The sequence below is a fragment of the Bradyrhizobium sacchari genome (genome assembly GCF_002068095.1).
GTDB lineage: Bacteria > Pseudomonadota > Alphaproteobacteria > Rhizobiales > Xanthobacteraceae > Bradyrhizobium > Bradyrhizobium sacchari.
The window spans coordinates 16260-41369 of sequence record NZ_LWIG01000032.1; the positions used below are offsets into that span (position 1 = coordinate 16260).

The following is a 25110-nucleotide window of genomic DNA, read 5'->3' on the forward strand; positions in this document are numbered from 1 at the left end:
GCCCTACGCCGCGTTCCCCACCTTCAGCACCCCGCGCCGGATCTGATCCTCCTCGATCGATTCGAACAGGGCTTTGAAATTGCCCTCGCCAAAGCCGTCGTCGCCCTTGCGCTGGATGAACTCGAAGAAGATCGGGCCGATCGCGTTGGCCGAAAAGATCTGCAACAGCACCTTGGTCTGGCCGCCGTCAACGACGCCTTCGCCGTCGATCAGGATGCCGTTCCTCTGCAAGCGAGGGACATCCTCGCCGTGCTTGGGCAGGCGCGCGTCGATCTTCTCGAAATAGGTGTCGGGCGGTGACGGCATGAAGGGCAGGCCGGCCGCGCGCAGGCCTTCGATCGTGCCGTGGATGTCGCGGCAGCCGCAGGCGATGTGCTGGATGCCCTCGCCGCGATAGGTCTTCAGATATTCCTCGATCTGGCCGGAATCGCCGGCGTCCTCGTTGATCGGAATCCGGATCTTGCCGTCCGGGCTGGTCAACGCGCGCGAGAACAGGCCGGAGGCGCGGCCCTCGATGTCGAAGAAGCGGATCTGGCGGAAGTTGAACAGCTTCTCGTAGAAGCCGGCCCAGACATCCATGCGGCCGCGATGGACGTTGTGGGTGAGGTGGTCGAGATAGAACAGGCCGGCACCGACCGGCCGCGGATCGCGCGCGCCCAGCCATTCGAACTCCGCATCATAGGCCGAGCCCTTGGCGCCGTAGCGGTCGACGAGATAGAGCAGGCTGCCGCCGATGCCCTTGATCGCGGGCACGTCGAGCGTCTTCTGCGCCGATGACACGTCGGCGGGTTCGGCGCCAAGCGCGATGGCGCGGTCATAGGCCGCCTTGGCATCGACGACGCGAAACGCCATCGACGGCGCGCAGGGGCCGTGGGCGGCGACGAACTCATAGCCGTGAGTGCCGGGCTCCTCGTTGACGAGATAGTTGATGTCGCCCTGGCGATAGACCGTGATTTTCTTCGTCCTGTGGCGCGCGACGGGCGCATAGCCCATCAGCCTGAACAGCGCGTGCAGCTCGCCCGGATCGGGATGCGCATATTCGACGAACTCGAAGCCGTCAGTGCCCATCGGATTATCGGCGCTGATCGTGGCCGGCGGTGCATCGTGCGGAAACGGACCCATGCTGCTCTCCCAAATGGCTGCCGGGAGGAACTATCCTTCATCTGGAGCGCAAGGAGCGTGCAAACGGGACGTGATTTGGCTATCGTATGCACGATCCGTGCATAAAAAGGAGAAAACACGCATGATCTCCGTGGACGCCTTCGACCTCAAGATCCTGACCGCACTGCAGGACGACGGTCGGCTCACCAACCAGGAGCTTGCCGAGCTCGCAGGGCTCTCGGCCTCGCAATGCTCGCGGCGGCGGATGCGGCTGGAGGAGGAGAAGGTGATCTCGGGCTATCACGCCGATCTCTCCAGCGAGGCGCTCGGCTTCGGCGTGATCGCCTTCATCCAGGTCGGGCTTGCGACGCACTCGCCGGACAACTCAAAACGCTTCCGCGCGCTGGTGAACCGGATCGACGAGATCCAGGAGGCGTATTCGCTGACGGGCGATGCCGACTACGTGCTCAAGGCCGTGCTGCGCGATCTCAAGGGCCTCTCAAACCTCGTCAACGACGTGCTGATGCCGCATCAGAGCGTGGCGCATGTGCGCTCCTCGATCGTGCTCGACCGTCTCAAGGAAAGCGCGAAGCTGCCGCTGAGGGATTTGAAGGCTGGCTGAAATCCAGGGAACTACGGCATTCGCGCTGTGGGCGCGGTCTGCGATGATCCAGTCAATCCGGGAGATCGAGCCATGGCCCTACAGCTTCGACCGAACTGCGAATATTGCGACTGCGACCTGCCGCCTGACGCGACGAATGCGCGGATTTGCTCGTACGAATGCACGTTCTGTGCGGACTGCGTCGAGACAAAACTCTTCAACGTCTGCCCGAACTGCGGCGGCGGCTTTGCCCCGCGCCCGATCAGGCCGACGCAGGAATGGCGGCCGGGGGCGTGCACTACCAAACAAGTGCCCTCGGACAAGCGGGTGCATTTGAAGTACAGCATGGAGGACGTCGCGGCGCATTGCGCGAGGGTGCGCGACGTGCCGCCGGAGAGGCGGTAGGCTCTCTCCACGTCATTGCGAGGAGCCCTTGCGACGAAGCAATCCAGACTGCCGCCGTGGAGAGATTCTGGATTGCTTCGCTGCGCTCGCAATGACGGTGTTTGTGGCAGGGACCGAGGCTACTCCGACGCCAAAATCGTCCCCTCGACCTCGCCGAAGCCGACGCGATAGCCGTTGCCCTGGCACCAGCCGCGCATCACGAGGCTGTCGCCGTCCTCGAGGAACGAACGCCTGGCGCCGCCGGGCAGCTCGACCGGCTCGGTGCCGTTCCAGCTGATCTCGAGCAGGCTGCCGCGCTGGTTCTTCTCGGGGCCGGAGATGGTGCCGCTGCCTAAGAGATCGCCGACATTCATGGCGCAGCCCGATGAGGCGTGGTGCATCAATTGCTGCACCGAGGACCAGTACATGTACTTGAAATTGGTGCGGCTGATGCTGGCGGGCGCGCTGGCGCCCGCAGCGCGCAAGGACACGTCGAGCTCGACATCGTAGTTCTGCGGCCTCGTCTGCTTCAAATAGTCGAGCGGCACCGGCTCCTGCTCCGGTCCCTTCAGACGGAACGGCTCCAGCGCCTCGCGCGTCACCACCCACGGGCTGATCGAGGTCGCGAACGCCTTTGCGAGGAACGGGCCGAGCGGCACATATTCCCATTGCTGAATGTCGCGCGCGCTCCAGTCGTTGAGCAGCACGAAGCCGAAGATCATCTCCTCGGCCTCGCTCTCGCTCAGCATGCCGCCCATCGGCGACGGCTGGCCGATCACGACGCCCACCTCCAGCTCGAAATCGAGCCGCTTGCACGGCGCAAAGCTCGGCAGCTCGACATTCGGCGGCTTGAGCTGCCCGCGCGGCCGCTTCACCCTGGTGCCGGAGACCACGACGGTGGAGGCGCGGCCGTTATAGGCGATCGGCATGTGCAGCCAGTTTGGCTGCAGCGCATTGTCCTTGCCGCGGAACATCACGCCGACATTGGTGGCGTGCTCCTTCGACGAATAGAAGTCGGTGTAGCCGGAGACCGCGAACGGCAGGTGCAGCCTTGCGTCCTGTATCGGCACCAGCGCCTGCCTGCGCAGCTCCTCATTGTCGCGCAGCTCAGGATGATCGTGCCGCAGCAGCTCGCTGATCCGCGCCCGCGTCTTGGTCCAGACCTTTGGCCCCAGCGCCATGAACGGATTGAGCGAGGGCCCGGAGAACACGCCGAGCGGGCCGACATCGAGCCGGGAATCTTGCTCGAGCTCCCAGAGATCGAGCACGTAATTGCCAATCGCCACACCGACCCGCGGCGTCGGATTGGCCGCGGTCGAGAACACGCCATAGGGCAGGTTCTGGATCGGGAAGTCTGAGGCAGGATCGACGTCGATGAAGGAACGGAGGCTGGGGTCGTTGGGGTGGGGCACACAAGTCTCCAATGATTCTTGCCGTCATTCCGGGATGGTCCGAAGGACCAGACCCGGAATCTCGAGATTCCGGGTCCGATGCTCCGCATCGCCCCGGAATGACGATAGAGCAAACTACGGCCGGCTCGGATCGAACCGCTTCTCCAGGCCCTTCCAGCAATCCGCGTAGTCGTCCTGAAGCGTCGAGGACTTCGCGGCGTGCGCGGTGACGCGCTGCGGGTAGCGGGTCTCGAACATGAAGGCCATGGTGCCGGTCAGCTTCACCGGCTTCAATTCGCCATTGCTGGCGTGCTCGAAGGCGTCGCGGTCGGGGCCATGCGGCAGCATGCAATTGTGCAAGGAGATGCCGCCAGGGACGAAGCCCTGCGGCTTGGCGTCGTAGACGCCGTAGATCAGGCCCATGAACTCGCTCATGATGTTCATGTGATACCAGGGCGGGCGGAAGGTGTTGTCGGCCACCATCCAGCGCTCGGGGAAGATGACGAAGTCGATATTCGCCGTGCCGGCGGTCTCCGACGGCGAGGTCAGCACCGTGAAGATCGAGGGATCGGGATGATCGAAGCCGATCGCACCGACCGGCGAGAAGGTGCGCAGATCGTATTTGTACGGCGCGTAATTGCCGTGCCATGCGACGACGTCGATCGGCGAATGCGGCAACGCGGTCTTGAACAGCGAGCCGCCCCACTTCACGAACAGCTCGGTGGGCGTGTCCTTGTCCTCATAGTTCGCGACCGGCGTGAGGAAGTCGCGCGCATTAGCGAGGCAGTTGGCGCCGATCGGGCCGCGCTCCGGCAGCGTGAAGGCGCCGCCGTAGTTTTCGCAGAGATAGCCGCGTGCGGGACCATTCGGAATCTCGACCCGGAACTTGACGCCGCGCGGGATCACCACGATCTCGCCGGGCTCGGCATCGATGCGACCGAACTCGGTGACGAGGCGAAGATTGCCCTGCTGCAGCACGAACATCAGCTCGCCGTCGGCATTGTAGAAATGCTGGTCCACCATCGACTTGGTGATGAGGTAGACATGCGCGGCCATGCCGGCCTGCGTATTGACGTCACCGGCCGTCGTCATGGTCTGCACGCCCTGAAGGAAGGTGACCTCCTCCTTCGGAAGCGGCGTCGGGTCCCAGCGCAGCTGCGCGATCGGCAGATCGTATTCGTGGCACGGCGCCGAGCGCCACAACCCGGCATCGACCTTCTCGAAGCGACCGGAATGCTTCACCGATGGACGGATGCGATAGAGCCAGGAGCGCTCATTGGTGCCGCGCGGCGCGGTGAAGGGCGAGCCTGAGAGCTGCTCGGCATAGAGCCCGTAGGCGCAGCGTTGCGGCGAATTGCGCCCGATCGGCAGCGCGCCCGGCAGCGCCTCGGTTTCGAAACTGTTGCCGAAGCCGGACATATAGCCCGGCGTCACCTGGGCCGAGCTTCGAACGATCTGATCAGGCGAGGTATTGATGTTCATGATTATCCTCCTCCTTGCAGGGCGGCCCACATTTCCTGGTCGCGCTTGTCGGTCCAGATCACGGGATCGTCGATTCCCGACGCTTCATCATAGGCGCGCGACACGTTGAACGGCAGGCAGTGCTCGTAGATGGCGAAGCTGTGGAATTTCGGATCCATCACCTCGCGCGTCGCCGCCATCGATTCCTTTAAGCTGCGGCCCTTCGCGACCGAGATTTCGGCGGCGCCATAGAGCGAGGTGACGAAATCGCGCGTCATCGCGATGGCTTCGCGCACGGTGGCGGTGCCCTTGAGCGCATCGCCGCGCCCCGGCGCGATCGCCTTGGGATTGAAGTTGCGGATTTCGTTCAGCGTCATCGGCCATTCGCGCAGATGCGCATCGCCGCAATAGCAGGCCGAGTGGTATTCGATGAGGTCGCCCGAGAACATGACTTCGGCATCAGGCACCCAGGCGACGATGTCGCCGGAGGTGTGGCCTGCGCCGAGCTGCATCAGGCGCACCTCGCGTTTTCCCAGATAGATCGACATCTCGCCTTCGAAGGTCAGCGTCGGCCAGGTCAGGCCGGGAATGCTCTGCGCATCCTGGAACAGGCGCGGGAAGCGGCCGTATTCGGAATCCCAATCCTGCTTGCCGCGCTCTTCGATCAGACGATAGGTCTCCTGCGAGGCGACGATGCCCTGCGCCTTGTAGGCGGAGGCCCCGAGCACGCGCACGGCGTGATAGTGCGACAGCACGACATATTTGATCGGCTTGTCGGTGACCGCGCGTACGCGGTCGATCACCTTGTTCGCCATCGCCGGCGTTGCCTGCGCGTCGAACACGAGGCAGCCGTCGTCGCCGACGATCACGGCCGTGTTCGGATCGCCCTCGGCGGTGAAGGCATAGAGATCGGGGCCGATCTCGGAGAAGGTGATTGTCTTCTCGGAGAGATCGCCGGTGGATGCGAAATTCTTCGCCATCAGTTGGTCCTTACAGGTTTATTGCTGTTGCTGTTGTTGCTGCTGGCCGTCGATCATGCGGCGCCTGGCGAGCCCGATCGCTTCCCGCAGGACTTCGATGTCCCCGATATGGTTGGCGAGGATCAGCACCAGCGCCGCGTCGAAATCGGCGCTCTGCTCCTCCGTGAGACCGCGATGCGCCTCGACGATGGCGCGGAAGGCATCGTCGGGGCGCGCGAAGTTGGAGCTGGTGGAGAGCGGCATGCGAAACCTCAATTGAAGCCTTGAGCCCGCGACAGCGCGGCCGCAACCGACTCGCGCGTCGGATGGCGGAAGCGCGCGGCGACATAGCCGTCGGGCCTGAGCAGGTAAGTCGTCCCCGGCTCGGCGTCATAGCGCTTCGCCACGAGGCCCAGGGGATCGGCAAGTCCGCCGGCGCCGCCGATGCGGATATCCCTGACACCGTCAGGCGCATCGATCGCGACGCCATTGCTGAACGACAGCAAGGCGAAGTCCATTCCCCCCTTGCGGAAGGCGTCCGTCAGATAGGCCTGATCGGCGACGGGGGCGTCGAGCATGGAACAGCCGGGACGGGGACCACCGGCCCACGCGTCCGCATCGGGTGACGACAGCGGCGTATCATAGCTGCACGGCACCGAGAGCCGGCCGCCATTGACCATGCGCTTGCCGAACTCGGTCTCCTTGGCCAGCGACAGCACCGCCTTGCGCAGCCGCGCCTCCTGATGCGAGTTCGGCGCCATGAAGTCGGTCGAGCGCGTCGATTCGCGGATGTTCTCGTCGGCCGCCATGCTGCGTTCCACGTGATAGCTCTCCAGCAGGCTTGCGGGCGAGGTGCCGCGCAGCACACGGTCGAGCTTCCAGGACAGGTTCTCGGCGTCCTCGAGGCCGGAATTGGCGCCGCGCGCGCCGAAGGGCGAGACCTGATGCGCGGAGTCGCCGGCGAAGATCACGCGGCCATGGATGAAGCGATCCATCCGGCGGCACTGGAATTTGTAGAGCGAGATCCACTCGAACTCGAACTTGTCGTGGCCGAGCATGCGCGCGATCCGCGGCCGCACGTTTTCGGGCTTCTTCTCGACCACAGGATCGGCATAGCGATTGAGCTGGAGGTCGATGCGCCAGACGTCGTCGGGCTGTCGGTGCAGCAGCGCCGAACGTCCGGCATGGAACGGCGGATCGAACCAGAACCAGCGCTCGGTCGGAAATTCCGCGGTCATCTTGACGTCGGCGATCAGGAACTGATCCTCGAACACCTGACCCGCGAATTCAGCGCCGACCATCTGCCGCAGCGAGGACCGCGCACCGTCGCAGGCGATGACATATTGCGCGGTCAGGCGATAGGCGCCCTCCGGCGTTTCGATCGTTAGCAGCGCGGAATCGTTGCGCTGCTCGAGCGCCGTCACCTTGTTGCGCCACCGCAGGTCGATCCCGGGCAGTTCGTTGATGCGATCGACCAGATAGGCCTCGGCGTAATATTGCTGGAGGTTGATGAAGGCCGGCCGCTTGTGGCCGTCTTCCGGCAGGAGGTTGAACTGGTAGAGCTGGCACTCGCCGTGAAAGATTCGCCCGACGCTCCACACCACGCCCTTGTCGACCATGCGGTCGCCGACGCCGAGCCGGTCCCAATATTCCAGCGAACGCTTCGAGAAGCAGATCGCGCGCGAGCCTTCGCCGATGCGGTCGGCATCATCCAGAAGGACAACGCGCTGGCCGCGCTGGGCAAGATCAATCGCCAGCGACAGCCCGACAGGGCCCGCGCCGACGATCACGACCGGATGTTCCGCGGGCCTTGGCCCGGCGCGATCCTGATCGGGATGACGGCGATAGCCGAACTGGGTTTTGGCCTGATGCGTATTGGCGCCCGCCATACACTAACCTCGGCTCTGGTCAGAACAGGACTGATCTGCTAGATAGTCTCACGTGCAACTATTTTGGACCGGAGCCGGCCGGCCGTCAACTGGAATTCGGAGCGAGCCTTGGCGAGGACATCCAGCGACATCGCGCTGAAGGGACAAGAGGCGAGCGAGACTTCTCCGCGACCGAAGACGCGGCTTGACCTGTTCAAGTTTGTGCCGTTCCGCCTCAACCGGCTGGCGGCGGAGGTGAGTTCCGCGCTCGCGGTCGAATATCAGGAGCGCCACGGTCTCGACATTCCGGCCTGGCGCGTCATCGCCACGCTCGGCTTCCGCAATGATGCCTGCAGCGCGCAGTACATCTCGCAGTGCACCCGCACGCACAAATCCACCATCAGCCGGGCGGTGACCACGCTGCTCAATGAGCAACTGATCGAGCGCGTCGAGAACGAAGCCGACCGCCGCGAATTCCGCCTGCAACTGACGAACAAGGGACGCGCGCTCTATGAAGAGCTGTTCCCGCAATTGCTGCGGCGTGAGGACGAGATCCTTGCCTGCCTCTCCGCGCAGGAGCGCAAGCAGCTCTCGGCCCTGCTCGGCAAGATCGAAGCGAGCCTCGATCTGATCCAGACCAGTGAAGAGGCGGATGCGAAACAGGCGTATTAGGGACTCATAGAGGCGTGGACGTCGGCATTTCGGGGGCCGGTTAAGAAAGCTTGGTAGGCCCGTGACGGCACTGGCTTATATAGCGATGCTCCTTGCGGCGCTTATCGCGACTCGCGCATACGCCGCTGACATAGGTTATTTGGCTCCCCCCGGCGTCGCGGCAAACGAGTTTCCTTCACCACAGCGTCCTGTTGCGCGGATCGTCAGCCCACGTCGCGCCGCCGAAGAGCGTCGCGACGCCCTCGATGAGGCCGGTCAAATCGCACGTGTTCTTGAACTGAAACCAGGCATGACAGTCGGCGACATTGGAGCAGGCGATGGCTACCACACGGTCAGGCTCTCGCACCTCGTCGCACCCGCCGGCTCTGTCGTTGCCGAGGACGTCACGCGGGATTACCTCATCGAACTCGCGAGGCGAACACAACGTCTGAAGTTGACGAACGTGCAATTCGCTCTCGGCGAACCACACGACCCGCGTCTACCCGCTTCCTCGCTGGATGCCGCAATCCTCGTGCACATGTATCACGAGATAGCCCAACCCTATGCCTTCCTCTACAACCTCGCACCCGCCTTGAAGCCGGGTGCGCGGGTCGGAATTGTCGATCTCGAGCTTCCGACGTCGAAGCATGGCACGCCAATTGAGCTCTTGCGTTGCGAATTGACCGCCGTCGGCTATCGCGAGGTCGCCACACATAAGCTCGCAGGTGACGGAGGATATTTGGCGGTTTTCTCTCCGCCAGATGCAGCGGCTCGAAAATCTCCCCGCGATATCGTTGCTTGCAGGAATCCTGCCGGCGCTCGTTGACACCTCACGCCAGTCGCCCGTCTCCGGAGACTGACGTGTCCGGAGAAAGGGCCAGACCGGAATTGCCGATTGAGACCCTGGCGCTCTCGGCCCTGCTCGGCGAGATCGAAGCGTGCCTCGATTTGATCCAGACCAGCGAAGAGCCCGACGCCAAGCAGGCGCATTAGCCCCGTTGTCATTCCGGGGCGCCGCAAAGCGGCGAGCCCGGAATCCATCGCCTCACCGGTTATGTCGATAAATGGATTCCGGGTTCGCGCTGCGCGCGCCCCGGAATGACGCTATCGCGTCACTTCGCAAACGATCGCGTCGGCGGCAGATGCAGCGCCCAGGCATCGACCTTGTCGCTGGCGCGCGGATAGATCTCCGTCACGATCGGATCGTGGCCGGGGATGAACCTGTCAGGGTGGCCGGCGAGGCGCTCGATCGTCTCCCAGCCTTGCGCCATGTCGCCGACATTGTAGACGATCGGGAACGGGCTGCGGCGCTGCAGATTGGCGTAATAGTGCGCGGCGTCGGAGGCCAGCACCACGGCGCCGCGCGCGGTCTCGACCTTGACCACCTGCAGGCCGTCGGAATGGCCGCCGACACGATGCACGGTGACGCCGGGCGCGACCTCGCCGTCGCCCGAATAAAAGGTGACGCGCTCGCCATAGACATGGCGCACCATCTGCGTCACGTGCTCGACCGAGAACGGATGGCGCAGCAGGCCGTTGCACATGCAGCGCCCCGTCGCGTAGGCCATCTCGCGCTCCTGGAGATGGAAGCGCGCATTCGGGAAGCGATCGAGATTGCCGGCGTGGTCGTAATGCAGATGCGTCACGATGACGTCGCGGATGCTTGAGGCCGCAACGCCAAAGCGCTCGAGCGCATCGACCGGGTTGAGCGTCAGCTTGCGCGCCCGCGCGCTCGCCTCCTCGGCATTGAAACCGGTATCGACCAGGATCTCGCGGCCATGCCCTCGGATCAGCCAGACGAAATAGTCGAGGTCCTGCGCCGCGCTGTCATGCGGGTCGGGCGCCAGGAAGTTCATGCTGGGGGTGCGCGGCGACATCGTCGCGTAGCGCAGGGCGTAGATTTCGTAGACGTTTCCCATGGCTCTTCTTTGCTTTTTTGTAAGGGGACCTGAACGAGCGGACGCACCAAGCCATCGTCCGCCACAAAGGTCAAACTCCTGAGGTTGCAATGGCGGCAAGCCTGCAATGTGAGACCAATCACATTTTCGTCGCCATGAGTCTCCTAATGAGTCCCCCCTAACACGGCTCCAGCACGGAAGCTGCAATGCCCAATCAGGTCGCGTCGAGCACAAAGATGACAGCCCGTTCATGCCGATACCGGCGCACCCATGCGTTGCGGTCATTCGTCGCGATAATGCCGAATCTCCAAGCGGTTGACGCCCCCCTCCCCCGGTTTGATAATGCACTTTGCGTAAGTTAAGGTCGCCGCGGCGCAAGCTGGAACGGCGCCTTTTTGGCTGGACCGCGCTGATTATGAAAATTCGCTTCCTTTTCCTTCTCCCATTGCTCGTTTCGCTCGTCCCGACTGCCCCATCCCTGGCGGCCGGCGACCGCTTTGCGCTGGTCATCGGCAACGCTAAATATCCCGATGCGGATGCTCCGCTGAAGGAACCCCTCAACGATGCGCGCGACATCGCCGACGAGCTCAAGCGCGACGGCTTCTCGGTCGAGATCGGCGAGAATCTGACCGGCGACGGCATGCGCCGCGCCTTCGACAAGCTCTATGGCAAGATCAAGCCCGGCTCGGTGGCGCTGGTGTTCTTCAGCGGCTTCGGCATCCAGTCGGCGCGCCAGAGCTACATGCTGCCGGTCGATGCGCAGATCTGGACCGAATCCGACGTGCGCCGCGACGGTTTCAGCCTCGAGACCGTGCTCGGCGAACTCAACACGCGCGGCGCCGGCGTCAAGATCGCGCTGATCGACGCCTCCCGGCGCAACCCGTTCGAACGCCGGTTCCGAAGCTTCTCGGCCGGCCTGACGCCCGTGATCGCGCCGAACGGCACGCTGGTGATGTATTCGGCGGCGCTGGCCTCGGTGGTCTCGGACGCCGGCGGCGAGCACAGCCTGTTCGTGCAGGAACTGCTCAAGGAAATCCGCGTCCCCGACCTGATGGCCGAGGAGACGCTGAACCGCACCAAGATGGGCGTCACCCGCGCCTCGCGCGGCGAGCAGGTGCCGTGGATCTCCTCCTCGCTGGCCGAGGATTTCTCCTTCATTCCGGGAGCCGCCGGGTCGCGCCCGACAACAACGACCACGGCACCGCCGCCGGCGCCGCCCGTGGTCGCCAACAACCCGCCCCCGGCACCGCCCACGCCACCGTCACCGCCGGCACCGCCCGCGCCCTCGAAGCCGGCCGACACGGCTGCTGCGCCGGCGCCGCCACCGGCGCCCGCTCCGGCTCCGTCACCGAAGCCGCAGGTCGAGGCCGCCCTGCCCCCGCCGCCACCGCCGGCGAAACCGGCCGATCCCGCACCCGCGCCGAACGCGGATGGCGGGCCGAGCGCGGCGGCTCTCGCGGAAGATCCCACCATCAAGGGCCTGACGGCCAAGCTCGCCGCCAATCCGGATGACGTGAACGCGCTGTACCGGCGCGGCCAGGTCTATGCCAGCAAGGGCGCCTATAACCTCGCCATCAAGGATTTCGACGACACGCTCCGGATCAATTCGAAGGATGTCGAGGCGCTGAACAACCGCTGCTGGACGCGCACCGTGGTTGGCGACCTCCAGGGCGCGCTGAAGGATTGCAACGAGGCGTTGCGGCTGCGGCCGAACTTCGTCGATGCGCTGGACAGCCGCGGCCTCGTCAATCTGAAGTCGGGTGCGGTCAAGAACGCGATCGCCGATTTCGATGCGGCCCTGAGGATCAATCCGCGCCTGACCTCCTCGCTCTACGGACGGGGCCTTGCCAAGCAGCGTAACGGCTCCGCCCAGGAAGGCGCCCTCGACATTGCCAACGCCAAGGCGATGGATCCGAACATCGTTCAGGAATTCGCAAGCTACGGAGTCCGCTAGCATTTTTTTGGGCTCAGGCAGCTGACGCCTCGAACCTTGGCGGCTCACGGAAGACTAACGGTCGGATGCCGCAGGCGGCCTTTCCCGGGCCGCCTATTGCAGGAATTTTGGAACCGCGCGAGCTCGCGGCGCAGGAGGGACTTGCTATGAGATTGGCTGCAAAGGGACTGACCGCGATTCTGTCCATCATGGCCATCGGCGCGACGCTGTCGCTGCCGGCCGCCCCCGCATTCGCCGGCGATGACGGCAACAGCAAGAACGTCACCGAGGACGAGATCGTGCGCGCGCTGGCGCCCCCGGCGAAGAAGCCGTTGACCCGCGGCCTCTCGATCGGCGCGCCGCAGGCCGACCCCGCGCCGAATGCGGCCGAGACCAAGCTGATCCAGTCCGTGCGCGGCCGCTCCACGCGCTCGCTGTCGTCGACCGAGCGCGAGGAGATCGCCTCTGCCGCCAAGGACAAGCCGAACATCGATCTCGAGATCACCTTCGACTACAACTCGGCCAATATCAGCGCCAAATCCATGTCTTCCGTGCAGGCGCTCGGCCGCGCGCTGACCAGCCCCGACCTCAAGGGCTCGACCTTCGTGGTCGCCGGCCACACCGACGCCGCTGGCAGCGAGGCCTACAACCAGGACCTGTCGGAGCGCCGCGCAGATTCGATCAAGCGCTACCTGGTCGAGAAGTACAGCATCGCCGCGACCGATCTCGTCACCGTCGGCTACGGCAAGAGCAAGCTGAAGGACCCGAGCCAGCCGATGGCCGAGGTCAACCGCCGCGTGCAGGTCGTCAATATGGAAAACAAGACCACTGCGTCGAAATAGGCGCGACGCAATCCTTTGAATGACCAATCGTGATGTGGTGTAAAGTCTCGCTTCCAAAGCGCGTCCCGCAGCCGTGCGGGACGCTGCTTCATTTCAGGGAAACGCTCTTCATGGACCTCGTACGGATGGCCGTGAGCCAGGCCAGGATGATCCGGCGATGAACCTCTCCGAATACCTCAAGCCAGCCGGAACCGTGGCCTTCGTCGTCGCTCTCGGCGTCGGCTATTATCTGTTCGAGCATCGGCGTCGTCCCGAGGTGAAGGAGACGCCGAGCGAGGCGCTCGTTATCGTGACGAAGTCGACCAATGCCTGCTTCTCCGATCTGGTACGGGTGACCGGTTTCTTCGTGCCGCGCCGCGAGGCGGTCGTCGTCGCCGACCAGGAAGGCTCCCGGGTCACCGACCTCTTCGTCACCGAAGGCACTCTTGTCACCGACAATCAGGAGCTGGCGCGCCTGACCGCGCCGCCGCAGATCCCGGGCCAGCCGCAGCGGCCGGGCCCGCAAGGCCCTATCTCGCTGAAGGCGCCTGCGCCTGGTCTCGTCACCGAGGTGCGTACCATCGTCGGCGCGCCCGCTTCCCCACAGGCCGGCCCGATGTTCCGCATTGCCGTGAACAACGAGATCGAGCTCGACGCCCAGGTTCCGGCAGTGCACATGCCCAAGCTCAGCCCCGGCGCGACCGTGCGCATCAGCCGCGACGATGCGCCCGATCTGATCGGACGCGTGCGGCTGGTCGCACCCGAGATCGACCGCGCCACGCAGCTCGGCCGCGTCCGCATCAGCGTCACCAACAATCCCTCGCTGAAGGTCGGCGTGTTCGCGCGCGCCTCGATCGACGCCAAGCGAAGCTGCGGCGTCGCGGTTCCCAAGACCGCGATCGACCATCTCACCGTGCAGGTCGTCAAAGGCAACATTGTCGAGACGCGCAAGGTGCGGGTCGGACTGTCGTCCGACACCGCGACGGAAATCCTGGAAGGGCTCGACGTCGGCGAAATCGTCGTGGCCGACGCCGGCTCTTCGCTGCATGACGGCGACCAGATCAAGACCATGTTCGCCGATGAACTCGATCGCACGCGGGTACGCTGATGGCTCTCAATATTTCGGCATGGTCGATCCGTCACCCGCTGCCGTCGGTCGTCTTTTCGATCATCCTGCTGGTGCTCGGCTGGACCTCGTTCGTGAAGCTCGCGGTGACGCGGCTGCCCTCGGCCGACATCCCCGTGATCTCGGTCGCGGTGTCGCAATTCGGCGCGGCCCCGGCCGAGCTTGAATCCCAGGTCACCAAGACCATCGAAGACGCGGTGTCCGGCGTCGAGGGCGTCAGGCACATCACGTCGTCGATCACCGACGGCCTGTCGCTGACCACCATCCAGTTCGCGCTGGAGACCAACACCGACCGCGCGCTCAACGACGTCAAGGACGCGGTGACTCGCGTGCGCTCGAACCTGCCGCAGAACGTCACCGAGCCGCTGATCCAGCGCGTCGACGTGATCGGCCTGCCGATCGTCACCTATGCCGCGATCTCGCCCGGCAAGACGCCGGAGCAGCTGTCCTATTTCGTCGACGACGTGGTCAAGCGCGCGCTGCAGGGCGTGCGCGGCGTCGCCCAGGTCGAGCGCATCGGCGGTGTCGAGCGCGAGATCCTGGTCTCGCTCGATCCCGACCGCCTGCAGGCGATGGGGCTGACCGCGGTCAATGTCAGCCAGAGCCTGCGCGGCACCAATGTCGACGTCGCCGGGGGCCGCGCCGAGATCGGCAAGAACGACCAGGCGATCCGCACGCTCGCCGGCGCCAAGACGCTGAGCGATCTCGCCGGCACCATGGTCCCGCTGTTCGGCGGCGGCGAGGTGCGGCTGGACGATCTCGGCACCGTCACCGACACCATCGCCGACCGCCGCACATTCGCCCGCTTCAACGGCGAGCCGGTGGTCGCGCTCGGCATCAAGCGCTCCAAGGGCGCCAGCGACGTGAAGGTCGCGGCCGCCGTGCAAAAACGCATCGACGCGCTGAAGGCGGCTTATCCCGACGTCGACCTCAAGCTGATCGACACCTCGGTCGAATACACCAACGGCAATTACGAAGCGGCGATCTCCACCCTGTTTGAGGGCGCCATCCTCGCCGTCGTGATCGTGCTGCTGTTCCTGCGCGACCTGCGCGCGACCATCATCGCCGCGATCTCGCTGCCGCTGTCGATCTTCCCGGCATTCTGGGCCATGGATCTGCTCGGCTTCTCGCTGAACCTTGTCAGCTTCCTCGCCATCACGCTATCGACGGGTATTCTGGTCGACGACGCCATCGTCGAGATCGAGAACATCGTCCGGCACATGAACATGGGCAAATCGCCCTACCGTGCCGCGCTGGAAGCGGCGGACGAGATCGGCCTCGCGGTGATCGCGATCTCGCTCACGATCATCGCGATCTTTGCACCCGCGAGCTTCATGTCGGGCATCGCCGGGCAGTTCTTCAAGCAGTTCGGCATAACCGTGTCGGTGCAGGTGTTCTTCTCGCTGCTCGCCGCGCGCTTCGTGACGCCGGTGCTGGCCGCCTACTTCCTCAAGCATGGCCATCACGAGGAGCCACCGCCCGGGCGCATCTTGCGGTCCTATCATGGGATCGTGTCCTGGTCGGTGAAGCACTATTTCATCACGGTGCTGATCGGCTTCGGCATCTTCGCGGCCTCGATCTGGAGCATCACGCTGCTGCCGCAGGGCTTCCTGCCCGCGCAGGACAGCGCGCGTTCGCTGCTGGCGCTCGAGCTGCCGCCGGGCACCCAGCTCGCCTACACCGAGAAGGTTACCGAGGACATCGTCGCGCGGCTGCGCAAGCGGCCGGAGGTGAAGAGCATTTTCGTGGACGGCGGGCGCGTCCCGCCCGGCACCCAGGAAGTCCGGCGCGCCGCCCTGATCATCAACTATACCCCCAAGGCCGACCGCGACATCACGCAGCGCGAGCTGGAATTCTCGATCAGCCAGGAGCTGGAAAACATCCCGGACATCCGCTTCTGGTTCCTCGACGAGAACGGCCTGCGCGCGATCTCGCTGGTCGTGACCGGCGTCGACGCCAACATCGTCAACAACGTCGCCAGCGAGCTCGCGACGCAGATGAAGCGGATTCCGACCATCTCCAACGTGATCTCGGAAACCACGCTGGAGCGGCCCGAGCTGCGCATCGAGCCGCGCGCCGATCTCGCCGCGCGCCTCGGCGTCTCGACCGAAAGCCTGTCGCAGACCATCCGCGTCGCCACCATCGGCGACGTCGGACCGGCGCTCGCGAAGTTCGACGTCGGCGACCGCCTGGTGCCGGTCCGGGTGCAGCTCGAGGACGCCGCGCGCGGCAATCTGAAGACGCTCGAGCAATTGCGCGTGCCGCTCGGCGAGCACGGCGAGAAGGGCGGCGTGCCGCTCTCGGTCATCGCCGACGTCAAGCTCGACCAGGGCCCGACCAGCATCAACCGCTACGACCGCGAGCGGCAGGCGACCGTCGCCGCCGATCTCGTCGGCTCCGCCGCGCTCGGCGACGCCACCAAGAAAATTTACGATCTGCCCGTGATGAAGACCTTGCCGAAGAGCGTGAAGGTCTCACCCTCCGGCGATGCTGAAAGCCTGAACGAACTGTCCGACGGCTTCGCCACCGCGATCACGGCGGGCCTGATGATGGTCTATGCGGTGCTGGTGTTGCTGTTCGGCACCTTCCTGCAGCCGATCACCATCCTGTTCTCGCTGCCGCTCTCGATCGGCGGCGCGATCGCCGCCCTGCTCATCACCGGCAAGCAGCTCACGACGCCGGTGTGGATCGGCATCCTGATGCTGATGGGCATCGTCACCAAGAACGCGATCATGCTGGTGGAATTCGCCATCGAATCCATCCGCGACGGCAAGCCGCGCGAGGAAGCGATGATCGACGCCGGTATGAAGCGCGCCCGCCCGATCGTGATGACCACGATCGCGATGGCCGCCGGCATGATGCCAAGCGCGCTCGCGGTCGGCGCCGGCGGCGAGTTCCGCTCGCCGATGGCGCTCGCGGTGATCGGCGGCCTGATCTTCTCGACCATCCTGTCGCTGGTGTTCGTGCCCGCGATGTTCATGGTGATGGACGATCTCGGCGCCCTGATCTGGCGGTTTGGCAAGCGGCTGATCGTGCACAGCGAGGATGCGGAAACGGACGGTCATCACGGAGCCGCGCCAGCGGCGGCGCCGCCGGCGCCGAAGAGCATCGTGCACCCGGCGGCGGAGTAGTCGCGATGCCAGAAGCACAGGACGTGCCTGCAAAGCGACGCTCATGAGCCTGACATTGCGGAACATCGTCTTCGCTACGAAACGTTCAAGCGCACCTGTCAAGCCGTACCGCTGGAGGCCGTCAAAGCGGGGGTCTCCAGTTGGGGCTCCTCTGAGGAGCTATCGCGCCCCGACGCGATTGACGTGCGCAGCTAGCGACTTCACTCGTTCCGCGCGATCGCCGTCAGCTTGGTCATGTTCCGCAGCAATATCCGGCCGCGCTGGAGATCGAGGATGGCTTCCTTGCGCCAGGCCTGGAGCTGGCGGTTGACGCTCTCGCGGGCGGCGCCGACGAAGACGCCGAGCTGCTCCTGCGAGATATGCACCTCCGAGCCGAAATCGGCGGCGAGCGCGCAGAGCCGTCGCGCCAGGCGCACCGGGAGCGGCTGCAGCATGGACTCTTCCATGCGCTCGCTCTGCCAACGGATGCGCTGGCACAATAGCGCGATGATCTTGATCGCGACCTTCGGCTCGCGCTCGAGGAAGCCGAGGAAGTCTTCGCGCCGCAGCACGAACAGTTCACTGGCCTCGCCGGCTGTTGCGTCTGCCGTACGGTTCTGGCCGTCCAGCACCGCGACCTCGCCGAACAGATCGCCCGGCCCCATGAAGTTCAGCGTCAGCCGGCTGCCGTCGGAGGCGCCGGTCTCGATGCGGACCTGGCCGCGGCGCACGCCGAACAGCGCGTCCCCGGCATCGCCCTTCTGGAACAGCACCTCGCCATTCGCCAGATGTTGGGTATGGCACAGATGGGACAGCCGCTGGAGCTCGTCCGCGCCGAGATCGGCGAACATCGGGTTCATCTTCAGGATGACCGCAAATTCGGCCTGTTTGCTCATTTCAACGTCCTTGTAAATTTGCTTGTCAATGTCGCCGGCAATCGCTTGGAACCATCAGCACCAGGATCGCGTAAAACCGCGCCGGAGAAGTGTGTCATAAGTCACATAACTTTGCAGCACCCCCTGACTATTTTTGACCGCTTGGAGCGGCTTCCCGTCCGGGGATAAACTCACGCACAAGGGACGGGTGAGCGGCCGGTTTCGGCGCCGTTCGTACGTCGTTGGAAAGTCGATATGAGAGCAGTGAAATTCGCCGGCGCCGCGGTCGCCGCCGTCATCGTCGTGATCGCGCTTCTGCTCGTGGTCGGGATCCCCTCGGGCTTCCTGACCTCGACGATTGCCTCGCGCGTCGAAAGCGCCACCGGCTATCGCCTGTCGATCGACGGCACCACGAAGATCAGCCTGTGGCCGACGCTGAACGTCACCCTCAACGACCTTACCCTCCAGGACCCCAAGGACCGCAGCGGCATCACGCGCCTGACGGTCGACAGCGTGCAGGCCGACATGTCGCTCTCCAGCGTGTGGTCGGGCACCCCTGCGATCAGCGAGCTCGTCGTCACCCATCCCGTGCTCTACCAGCCGCTGTTGCGCGAGCGCCTGCCCAATGCCGGCGCCACGTCGAAGCCGATCGCGCTCGACACGGCCGGGGCGACCATCGATCGCATCAAGGTGATCGACGGCGAGGTCGCATTCGCGCGCCTGCGCGACCGCGTCGAGGGCCGCATCAGCGCCATCAACTCCGCCGCCGTCGTCGGCCGCGACCGCAAGGTCGACATCACCGGCACCGCGCGCGTCGGCGATCACCCGACCAAGTTCGACATCAAGGCGACGGCGCCGATGCCGCCGGCCGAGCGGCCGACCATTCCGGTGGATTTCGCCATCGACATGCCCGACGTGTTGAAGTCCCAGCTCAACGGCCATGCCGAGATGCGGCTGAGCGGCGATGTCGTGATGATCAACGGCGTGAGCGGCCGGCTCGGGGACGGCGCCTTCAACGGCTGGGCTTCGGTCGACATCGCGAGCAAGCCTCTGGTCAAGGTCGATCTCGACTTCCAGCGGCTCGCGATTCCGCTGGCGAAGACGCCCGACGGCGCGCCGGGACAGCCTTGGAGCAATGCGCCGATCGACGTGTCCGGACTCAATTATGTCGATGCGCAGTTGCGGATCTCGGCGAACGAGGCCGTGATCGGCGATGCGCGCCTGGCTCCGCTGGCGCTCGATGCCAAGCTCGCCGGCGGCGTGCTGAAGGCCGGCACCGCCAATCTCGGCGCCTATGGCGGCCAGGTCTCGGGCGAGGTGATCCTGGATGCGACCACCGGCGCGCCGAGCTTTGCCATGCATTCCGACCTCGTCGGCGTGCGCGCGCTGCCGCTGCTCCAGGGGCTCGCCGAATTCGACCGGATCGACGGCAAGCTGCAGGCCAAGCTCGCTCTGCGCAGCGCCGGCACCAGCCAGCGCGCGCTGATGGCGAACATGCAGGGCACGGCCTTCGTCAATTTCCAGGACGGCGCGATCCGCGGCATCAACGTCGCGCAGATGATCCGCTCGCTGACGACGGGCACGCTCAGCGGCTGGCAAGACAGCCAGAACGGCAGCCAGAACAACAATCAGGAGCAGAGCACGGATCTGTCGCAGCTCTCGGCCTCCTTCCGCATCGACAAGGGACAGGCCGTGACGACCGATCTCAACCTGATCGGGCCGCTGGTGCGCGTCACCGGCGCCGGCACCATCGCGCTCGACACCAAGATGATGGGCTTTCGCGTCGAGCCCAAGCTGGTGATGACAACCGAAGGCCAGGGCCGCACCTCCGATCCGGTCGGCTTCGGCATCCCCGTGATGATCCAGGGCAGCTGGTCGCAGCCGAAGATCTACCCCGACATGGCCGGCATGCTCGACAACCCCGATGCCGCCTATGCCAAGCTGCGCGAGATGGGCAAAGGTCTGTTCGGCCCCGATGGCGCCGGGCTTGGCAACATTTTGGGCAGCCTCGGCAGTAACCTTGGCAGTAACCTTGGACTTGGCGGCACGACCGCGCCGGGTGGCGGCAATGCAACTGGAAATACGAATCCGCAAACCCAGCAACCGGGGCAGAACAATCTGCTCGGCGGCCCCCTGGGCGAGGCAATCGGCAATTTGATCCAGCAGGGGCTCTCCAGCGGTGCGGGAGCTGGAGCCAATACCGGCCGCAGCCGCGGCCTGCCGGCAACACCCTCGACCCCTGCGCCGCAGGCCTCGCCCGCGTCCCCCGCTCAGGAGGACCCGCCGGTGGCGCAGCAGGACAGCCAGCCGATGAATGACGTGCTGCGGCAGCTCTTCAATCGATGATGTCACGCCGATCCCCTTACCTCGGCTTCCCCGTCAGCGGCTTCCTCCGAACAGATGAGGCTGCGACAATTCACCACCCTTCCGCCTGTCCCGGCGTCCCCAACGGGTAACCACACCGGCCGGTCCACCGGTCCGTTGTCCCAAATTGTGATAGAAAGGCCGCCGGGGCCCGCGCGGCCCGAAGCGCCGGCGTCGATGGCGGCGCGAGAGGATCCGGATGGCAGGGGCGAACGACAAGACACGGTTTCTGCGCGAGGGCCTGTTCGCCAAATACGTCGTCTCCCTCGTCGGCCTCGTCGTGTTCGTGCTCGCCGTCAACGGCGCGATGGAGACCTGGATCTCCTACCGCGCCACCAAGACACAGCTGACCGGCGGGCTGGAGGACAAGGCGCAGGCCGCGGCCCGGCGGATGGAGCAGTCGATCTCCGAGCTCGAGCGCCAGATCAGCTGGGTGACGCGGGCGAGCCAGGACACGCTGGAGAAGCGCCGCGCCGACTACGCCCAGCTGCTGCACCAGGTCTCGGTCGTCAACCAGCTGTTCCAGCTCAATGGCGACGGACGCGAGGTGCTGCGCGTCTCGCGGCAGTCCACCACGACGGGCGGCAATGCCGACCTCTCCCGCGACATGCGCTTCACCGACACCGTCGCGCGCGGCGTCAGCTACGCGCCGGCCTGGTTCTCCGACCAGACGCCATTCATGTCGATCTCGGTGGCGCATTCCGGCTTTAACGCCGGCGTCACGGTGGCCGAGATCGACCTCGGCTTCCTCTCCGACTTCCTGTCCGACGCCCAGGTCGGCAAGGCCGCCTTCGCCTATGTGGTCGATCCGCGCGGCCGCGTGCTGGTGACGTCCTCGAGGGGCCCCGATGTCGGCAAGGATTTGTCGAAGCTGCCGCAGGTGGCGGCCGCGATTTCGTCCGGCCGCGAGCCCGAGACGTCAGGCACCGACTTCAACGGTCATGCGGTGCTGTCAGCCGCAAGCACCGTGCCGAAACTCGGATGGAGCGTGATATTCGAGCAGCCGACCACGCAGGCCCTGACGCCGATCCGCGACCAGCTCGTCCGCATCGCGCTTCTGATCGGCATGGGGCTGTTGGTCGCGATCCTCGCCGGCACGCTGCTCGCGCGCCGCATGATCATCCCGATCACGGCGCTGCGCGACGGCGCGCACAAGCTCGGCGAAGGCGATTTCAGCCACCGCATCGACGTGCACACCTCCGACGAGCTCGAAGACCTCGCCGGTCAGTTCAACCGCATGGCGACGCAGCTCCAGGAGACCTATTCGAACCTCGAGACCAAGGTCGAGGAGCGCACCCGCGATCTCGCGCAGTCGATCAACGAGCTCAAGGTGCTGGAAGAGGTCGGCCGCGCGGTCTCCTCCTCGCTCGATCTCAACGCCGTGCTGCCGACGATTGCGGCGCGCGCGATCGAGATCACCCACGCCGACGCGGTGCTGATCTACGGCTATGACGCCGAGACGCGCCGCTTCAACCTGGTCGAATCCAATGGCATCGACAGATCGGCCGATGGCGCCCATGTCACCATCGACGAAGGCGACAACATCCTGAGCGATGCCGCCAGAAGCGGCGAGCCGATCGCGCTTGCCGATCTCGACCATGCGGCCGCGCAGCCGCTGCGCGAGGCCGCGATCGCGGCCGGCTTCCACTCGGTGCTGGTGGTGCCGCTGGTCGACCAGCAGGGCACGCTCGGCGCGCTGGTGGTGCTGCGGCGCCCCAGTGGCGAGTTCGCCGGCAGCCTCATCGGCTTGATGCGCACCTTCGCCAACCAGGCGGTGCTGGCGATGCGCAACGCGCGGCTGTTCACCGAGGTCGATCACAAGAGCCACGCGCTGGAGGCCGCCAACGAGACCGTGCGCGCCCAGGCCGACCAGCTGCGCGTGCAGACCGAGCAGCTCAAGGACTGGAACAAGTCGCTGGAGGAGCGCGTCAGGACCCAGCTCGGCGAGATCGAGCGCATCCGCAAGCTCGAGCGTTTCCTGGCGCCGCAGGTCGCGCAGCTGATCGCCTCCTCCGACAGCCCCGAGGGGCTGCTCACGAGCCAGCGCCGCGAGGTCACGGTCGTGTTCTGCGACCTGCGCGGCTTCACCGCGTTCACGGAAGCGACCGAGCCGGAAGAGGCGATGAACGTGCTGCGCGAATATCACGCCGCGCTCGGCAAGCTGATCTTCAAATACGAGGGCACGCTCGACAAATATGCCGGCGACGGCGTGATGATCCTGTTCAACGCGCCGATCCAGTTCGAAGACCATACCCAGCGCGCGGTGAAGATGGCGGTGGAGATGCGCGACACCATCGGCCCGCTGACCGAGCGCTGGCGCAACCGGGGCCACAGCCTGGGATTCGGCATCGGCATCGCGCTCGGCTATGCCACGCTCGGCCAGGTCGGCTTCGAGCAGCGGCTGGAATATGCCGCGATCGGCAGCGTCACCAACCTCGCCTCGCGCCTCTGCAGCGAGGCCAAACCCAACCAGATCGTGGTCAGCCGCCGCGTCTACGGTATCGTCGAGCCCTGGGTCGAGGCGCGCGCGCTCGACGATCTCCAGCTCAAGGGCTTCAATCACCCGGTGCTGGCGATGGAGATTTTGAGCTGGCGCGAGGAAGTGGAGAACGTGGTGGATGCGTCGGCGGTGCGCCGGCGCGGGTAGCCGAAACAAAAAGTGCAAAAACAACCCCATGCACAGTAGACGGGGCTTGTAAGATCAGTGCCTTAGGGAAGGATGCAAGGCCTGGCTTGCTAGAGGCTTTGACACGTCGGGCAAAACACCGGCAGAATGGCATGCCCCCCCGCCTTCCACGAACCATATCGCGCCTCCCCGCGACTAACCATCGCCTCAACGGCGAGGCGGATTTCGTGGGAGACGAGCTGTGGCCCTTGCCTTGCCCTCGCGTGCGTATGATTTGCAGATGCTGGACCGGCCCGCGGATCGTGCGCGCGACCAGGGCTGGGTCTATGGGCTGCCGCCGGGCATCTCGAGCGAGCAATGGCCGCTCGATCCCGTCACGGGCTATCCGCTGATGCACGGCTTTACCTTGAGGCTGCCGGAGGACTATCGCGTGCATGGCGAGGACATCGTCGCTGTGTCGTTCTTTGCCACCGCGCCGGATCACAATGACGGCGGCGCGCCCGATGATCCGGAAATCCGCGAGGCCGTGATGGCGGGACCATCGCATCCGCGCCTGTCGCGCATGACCGACATTCTCAACTACGAATATGCGGCGCTGCTGCTGACCAAAGCCGAATATGACGGCGCGTTCGCGACACCGCCGGCGCCGCTCGCGCTGGCGACGGCCGACCGGCCGCGCTGGCTGGATGTCGGCGGCGCCAGCGCCTTCTTCGAGGCTGCCGCGCCTTACGCGAGGAAGATGTTTGCCGGCGCACCGCGCGCCGATCTCACCGAAACCCGCGCGATCGCGTTATCGCCGCGCGCGAGCGATCCCAATGCCGGCAAAGGACCGCAGGACGAGTACACGAGCCGCGTCGCACCGACCGGCTATCAGCCCTATTACTACTATGTCGGCGGCGTACCGGGCCGCGACAATTTCCGCCTGCACGACTGGAGCAAGGACCACGCCCACAACCATCTCGGCGGCACCATGCGGCCGTGCCAGGCGGTGCCGGAGATGAGCCCGTTCTACATCGAGTTCGAGGAGTATTTCGGCGGCTACAATTTCGGCGGCGGCAACGCGCAGCTCGACTTCAAGGACATGAAGTTCGACTGGGCGTGCGGGTGAGGCTATGGGTCTCCTCGCCTACCTCCTAGAAACGGATTGACGATTGTGATCCCGCCAATACTGCGGCCATGCTGGAGGTCTTCGCTATAGAGCGTGTCGCAACCGGCTTCGATCGCTGCGGCGACGATCAGCGCATCATAGAAGGCGAGGGTATGATCGCGGGCAAGCGCAAGGGCCGCAGCGTGCGTGTCCGATGTCAGCGGCACGATGTCGGGAAAACGAAAACGCAGAGACTGCAGGGCTGCCTCGATGACCGGCCAATCCTGCTTCTGCTTCTTCCGCAACACATTGGTGAATTCGTTCAGCACCTGCGCGCTGATGGCACCACCGCCAGCGATCGTAATCAGCGCCCGCTGGCGCCTTGCGTCGGTCGAATAGGCGTAGATCAGGATATTGCTGTCGAAGAACGCGCTCACCGCTCGTTCGCCTCGTCGCGGTCGAACTTGTAGCCTTCGGGCAGGGGAAATTGGAATTGCTCCGCCTGCCTGAGAAATTCCGCGCGCTTGTCGATCTTCTCCACTGCGAGCCGGCCCTTGGAGGCCTCCACCACATTGAGCTCGTCACCGGGGGAAAGCTTCAGTGCCTCAACAAGAGCCTTGGGCAGGCGAACCGCCAAGCTATTCCCCCATTTGGAAACCAGCACGGAACCCTCCACAATATACATTTTTCATGTATATCATAGTTAGATATCATGCCGTTTCAAGATGTAACCGCCGGCTTGGACGCCCCTCACGCCCCGCGCTTAGGCCCGATCGCCTCGAAGCCCGCCTTCTGCTCGTCGCTCAGATCGGCCTCGAAATCGTCGAGCGCATCGGTGACGCCGGTCACCGCCT

General features: G+C 65.0%; 23 protein-coding genes. 12 read left to right on the forward strand and 11 right to left on the reverse strand.

All coding sequences use genetic code 11. From position 1 onward, the window contains the following. Positions 1–3 precede the first annotated feature (3 nt). Positions 4–1122: a 4-hydroxyphenylpyruvate dioxygenase gene (hppD, locus tag A5906_RS27680; protein WP_080138399.1), complete on the reverse strand. Its 1119-nt coding sequence runs from the start codon at positions 1120–1122 to the stop codon at positions 4–6. Between the two features lie 121 nt (positions 1123–1243). On the opposite strand from hppD, the gene A5906_RS27685 reads away from it, so the two are divergent. Next, on the forward strand, positions 1244–1723 hold the full coding sequence (locus tag A5906_RS27685) for an Lrp/AsnC family transcriptional regulator (RefSeq protein ID WP_080138400.1): 480 nt from the start codon (positions 1244–1246) through the stop codon (positions 1721–1723). Between the two features lie 72 nt (positions 1724–1795). After that, positions 1796–2107, forward strand: a complete 312-nt coding sequence (locus A5906_RS27690; RefSeq protein WP_080138401.1) for a DUF1272 domain-containing protein — start codon at positions 1796–1798, stop codon at positions 2105–2107. A gap of 119 nt (positions 2108–2226) precedes the next feature. Here the strand turns inward: A5906_RS27690 and fahA are convergent, their stop codons facing one another. The 5 genes from fahA to A5906_RS27720 form a co-directional block, all read right to left on the reverse strand. Next, positions 2227–3498: a fumarylacetoacetase gene (fahA, locus tag A5906_RS27695; protein ID WP_080138402.1), complete on the reverse strand. Its 1272-nt coding sequence runs from the start codon at positions 3496–3498 to the stop codon at positions 2227–2229. A gap of 114 nt (positions 3499–3612) precedes the next feature. Next, a complete protein-coding gene (hmgA, locus tag A5906_RS27705) occupies positions 3613–4959 on the reverse strand; it encodes a homogentisate 1,2-dioxygenase (protein WP_080138404.1) in 1347 nt (448 codons plus the stop codon). A 2-nt stretch (positions 4960–4961) separates the two neighbouring features. Beyond that, positions 4962–5918: an MBL fold metallo-hydrolase gene (locus A5906_RS27710; protein WP_080138405.1), complete on the reverse strand. Its 957-nt coding sequence runs from the start codon at positions 5916–5918 to the stop codon at positions 4962–4964. 18 nt (positions 5919–5936) lie between these two features. Further along, positions 5937–6161: a DUF2783 domain-containing protein gene (locus A5906_RS27715; RefSeq protein ID WP_080138406.1), complete on the reverse strand. Its 225-nt coding sequence runs from the start codon at positions 6159–6161 to the stop codon at positions 5937–5939. An 8-nt stretch (positions 6162–6169) separates the two neighbouring features. Beyond that, positions 6170–7786 carry an FAD-dependent oxidoreductase gene (locus tag A5906_RS27720; protein WP_080138407.1) on the reverse strand — a complete coding sequence of 539 codons (1617 nt, stop codon included), beginning with the start codon at positions 7784–7786 and terminating at the stop codon, positions 6170–6172. A gap of 108 nt (positions 7787–7894) precedes the next feature. Here A5906_RS27720 and A5906_RS27725 point away from each other — a divergent pair, with 108 nt between their 5' ends. The 3 genes from A5906_RS27725 to A5906_RS46025 all read left to right on the forward strand — a co-directional run bounded on the left by A5906_RS27725 (position 7895) and on the right by A5906_RS46025 (position 9409). Continuing rightward, the gene (locus A5906_RS27725; RefSeq protein WP_080138408.1) at positions 7895–8437 is read left to right on the forward strand and encodes a MarR family winged helix-turn-helix transcriptional regulator; all 543 of its coding nucleotides are present in this window, start codon (positions 7895–7897) and stop codon (positions 8435–8437) included. 85 nt (positions 8438–8522) lie between these two features. Then, the gene (locus tag A5906_RS27730) at positions 8523–9242 is read left to right on the forward strand and encodes a class I SAM-dependent methyltransferase (RefSeq protein WP_080138457.1); all 720 of its coding nucleotides are present in this window, start codon (positions 8523–8525) and stop codon (positions 9240–9242) included. Between the two features lie 35 nt (positions 9243–9277). After that, positions 9278–9409 carry a hypothetical protein gene (locus A5906_RS46025; RefSeq protein ID WP_283807738.1) on the forward strand — a complete coding sequence of 44 codons (132 nt, stop codon included), beginning with the start codon at positions 9278–9280 and terminating at the stop codon, positions 9407–9409. A 119-nt stretch (positions 9410–9528) separates the two neighbouring features. Here the strand turns inward: A5906_RS46025 and A5906_RS27735 are convergent, their stop codons facing one another. Next, positions 9529–10335, reverse strand: coding sequence for an N-acyl homoserine lactonase family protein (locus tag A5906_RS27735; RefSeq protein WP_080138409.1), 807 nt, complete (start codon positions 10333–10335; stop codon positions 9529–9531). A gap of 394 nt (positions 10336–10729) precedes the next feature. Between A5906_RS27735 and A5906_RS27740 the strand changes: the two genes are divergently transcribed. The 4 genes from A5906_RS27740 (at position 10730) to A5906_RS27755 (ending at position 17325) form a co-directional block, all read left to right on the forward strand. After that, positions 10730–12268, forward strand: a complete 1539-nt coding sequence (locus A5906_RS27740) for a caspase family protein (protein ID WP_080138410.1) — start codon at positions 10730–10732, stop codon at positions 12266–12268. A gap of 146 nt (positions 12269–12414) precedes the next feature. Next, complete coding sequence (locus tag A5906_RS27745; RefSeq protein WP_080138411.1) at positions 12415–13089, forward strand: OmpA family protein; 675 nt, start codon at positions 12415–12417, stop codon at positions 13087–13089. A 157-nt stretch (positions 13090–13246) separates the two neighbouring features. Further along, the gene (locus A5906_RS27750; protein WP_080138412.1) at positions 13247–14176 is read left to right on the forward strand and encodes an efflux RND transporter periplasmic adaptor subunit; all 930 of its coding nucleotides are present in this window, start codon (positions 13247–13249) and stop codon (positions 14174–14176) included. Then, positions 14176–17325, forward strand: a complete 3150-nt coding sequence (locus tag A5906_RS27755; protein WP_080138413.1) for an efflux RND transporter permease subunit — start codon at positions 14176–14178, stop codon at positions 17323–17325. The genes A5906_RS27750 and A5906_RS27755 overlap by 1 nt, the downstream gene beginning before the upstream one ends. A gap of 200 nt (positions 17326–17525) precedes the next feature. On the opposite strand, the gene A5906_RS27760 is transcribed toward A5906_RS27755, so the two are convergent. Further along, a complete protein-coding gene (locus A5906_RS27760; protein WP_080138414.1) occupies positions 17526–18200 on the reverse strand; it encodes a Crp/Fnr family transcriptional regulator in 675 nt (224 codons plus the stop codon). 234 nt (positions 18201–18434) lie between these two features. Between A5906_RS27760 and A5906_RS27765 the strand changes: the two genes are divergently transcribed. The 3 genes from A5906_RS27765 to A5906_RS27775 all read left to right on the forward strand — a co-directional run bounded on the left by A5906_RS27765 (position 18435) and on the right by A5906_RS27775 (position 24277). Continuing rightward, positions 18435–20525, forward strand: coding sequence for an AsmA family protein (locus A5906_RS27765; RefSeq protein ID WP_080138415.1), 2091 nt, complete (start codon positions 18435–18437; stop codon positions 20523–20525). Between the two features lie 217 nt (positions 20526–20742). Beyond that, positions 20743–23190, forward strand: a complete 2448-nt coding sequence (locus tag A5906_RS27770) for an adenylate/guanylate cyclase domain-containing protein (RefSeq protein ID WP_080138416.1) — start codon at positions 20743–20745, stop codon at positions 23188–23190. A 259-nt stretch (positions 23191–23449) separates the two neighbouring features. Then, a complete protein-coding gene (locus tag A5906_RS27775; RefSeq protein WP_245326943.1) occupies positions 23450–24277 on the forward strand; it encodes a hypothetical protein in 828 nt (275 codons plus the stop codon). Positions 24278–24279: 2 nt separating this feature from the next. Here A5906_RS27775 and A5906_RS27780 read toward each other — a convergent pair whose 3' ends face one another. From A5906_RS27780 to A5906_RS45185, 3 genes are all read right to left on the reverse strand, one after another. Continuing rightward, a complete protein-coding gene (locus A5906_RS27780) occupies positions 24280–24693 on the reverse strand; it encodes a PIN domain-containing protein (protein WP_080138418.1) in 414 nt (137 codons plus the stop codon). Next, a complete protein-coding gene (locus tag A5906_RS27785; protein WP_080138458.1) occupies positions 24690–24920 on the reverse strand; it encodes an AbrB/MazE/SpoVT family DNA-binding domain-containing protein in 231 nt (76 codons plus the stop codon). Before A5906_RS27785 ends, A5906_RS27780 begins: the two co-directional genes overlap by 4 nt. A gap of 86 nt (positions 24921–25006) precedes the next feature. Then, positions 25007–25110, reverse strand: a 104-nt coding sequence (locus A5906_RS45185; protein ID WP_245326944.1) for a Spy/CpxP family protein refolding chaperone, incomplete at its 5' end; no start/stop codon positions are given.

Coding starts and splice junctions, on each gene's coding strand:
- A5906_RS27685 (WP_080138400.1), top strand. CDS start 1,244: ATGATCTCCGTGGACGCCTTCGACCTCAAGATCCTGACCGCACTGCAG.
- A5906_RS27745 (WP_080138411.1), top strand. CDS start 12,415: ATGAGATTGGCTGCAAAGGGACTGACCGCGATTCTGTCCATCATGGCC.
- A5906_RS27755 (WP_080138413.1), top strand. CDS start 14,176: ATGGCTCTCAATATTTCGGCATGGTCGATCCGTCACCCGCTGCCGTCG.
- A5906_RS27760 (WP_080138414.1), bottom strand. CDS start 18,200: ATGAGCAAACAGGCCGAATTTGCGGTCATCCTGAAGATGAACCCGATG.
- A5906_RS27740 (WP_080138410.1), top strand. CDS start 10,730: ATGAAAATTCGCTTCCTTTTCCTTCTCCCATTGCTCGTTTCGCTCGTC.
- A5906_RS27735 (WP_080138409.1), bottom strand. CDS start 10,335: ATGGGAAACGTCTACGAAATCTACGCCCTGCGCTACGCGACGATGTCG.
- hmgA (WP_080138404.1), bottom strand. CDS start 4,959: ATGAACATCAATACCTCGCCTGATCAGATCGTTCGAAGCTCGGCCCAG.
- A5906_RS27720 (WP_080138407.1), bottom strand. CDS start 7,786: ATGGCGGGCGCCAATACGCATCAGGCCAAAACCCAGTTCGGCTATCGC.
- A5906_RS27710 (WP_080138405.1), bottom strand. CDS start 5,918: ATGGCGAAGAATTTCGCATCCACCGGCGATCTCTCCGAGAAGACAATC.
- A5906_RS27750 (WP_080138412.1), top strand. CDS start 13,247: ATGAACCTCTCCGAATACCTCAAGCCAGCCGGAACCGTGGCCTTCGTC.
- hppD (WP_080138399.1), bottom strand. CDS start 1,122: ATGGGTCCGTTTCCGCACGATGCACCGCCGGCCACGATCAGCGCCGAT.
- A5906_RS27730 (WP_080138457.1), top strand. CDS start 8,523: ATGCTCCTTGCGGCGCTTATCGCGACTCGCGCATACGCCGCTGACATA.
- A5906_RS27715 (WP_080138406.1), bottom strand. CDS start 6,161: ATGCCGCTCTCCACCAGCTCCAACTTCGCGCGCCCCGACGATGCCTTC.
- A5906_RS27690 (WP_080138401.1), top strand. CDS start 1,796: ATGGCCCTACAGCTTCGACCGAACTGCGAATATTGCGACTGCGACCTG.
- A5906_RS27775 (WP_245326943.1), top strand. CDS start 23,450: ATGCTGGACCGGCCCGCGGATCGTGCGCGCGACCAGGGCTGGGTCTAT.
- A5906_RS27770 (WP_080138416.1), top strand. CDS start 20,743: ATGGCAGGGGCGAACGACAAGACACGGTTTCTGCGCGAGGGCCTGTTC.
- A5906_RS27765 (WP_080138415.1), top strand. CDS start 18,435: ATGAGAGCAGTGAAATTCGCCGGCGCCGCGGTCGCCGCCGTCATCGTC.